This is a genomic window from Methylocella tundrae, assembly GCF_901905185.1.
In the GTDB taxonomy this organism is placed as follows: Bacteria; Pseudomonadota; Alphaproteobacteria; order Rhizobiales; family Beijerinckiaceae; genus Methylocapsa; species Methylocapsa tundrae.
In genome coordinates this window covers 1-566 of sequence record NZ_CABFMQ020000139.1, presented here as the reverse complement: position 1 = coordinate 566, position 566 = coordinate 1, and the positions used below count along the sequence as shown (strand labels likewise).

At 69.8% G+C, this 566-nt stretch carries 1 protein-coding gene and 1 pseudogene; both read right to left on the bottom strand.

Translation table 11 applies throughout. The features are described 5' to 3' along the window. Positions 1-215, bottom strand: a 215-nt coding sequence (locus MPC4_RS19145; protein WP_174513935.1) for an alanine--tRNA ligase-related protein, incomplete at its 3' end; no start/stop codon positions are given. 150 nt (positions 216-365) lie between these two features. After that, a pseudogene (locus MPC4_RS19140) lies at positions 366-566 on the bottom strand (ROK family protein); the annotation flags it as partial.

Below are 566 nucleotides of genomic sequence, written 5' to 3'. Positions count from 1 at the left end.
GCCTGCACGGACGTGGCGCGCACGTAGGGGCGCTTGTCGGTGCCCAGGAACACGTCCTTGAACTGCACCATGCCGGAGTTGGTGAACATCAGCGTGGGGTCGTTGCCCGGCACCAGCGGGCTGGACGGCACCACGGTGTGGCCCTTGGAGGCGAAGAAGTCCAGAAAACTCTTGCGGATGTCGGCAACGGACGACGGCGGGGTCGGTTTCGTCATGGGCGAAAGGGCTGCGAGCCTCGAGTGCGTGGGGCGCGCTGCGATGAAAGCAGCCGCGGGGATGGTTTGTGAAGCGTAACCCCCGATTCTATCGAGCCGGGCCCGCCGTTCGCCGCGCCGCGGGGCCGGCCCTGCCCCGCGCGGGGCCGCTCACCGCCGGGAGCGCTTTTGCGGGGCGCGGTTGGTGTAGCTCGCGTTGCCCAGGCCGGTTCCCACGGTGAGCACGGCCCAGCGCTCCACGTCCTGCGTGAAGGGCAGTTCGGAGAGCCCCTGCACCACGGCGTCGTTGTGCAGGCAGACCTGGATGCGGCCGCCGTTGATGGTCGGCAGGCGCTCGCACACGTCTCGCGG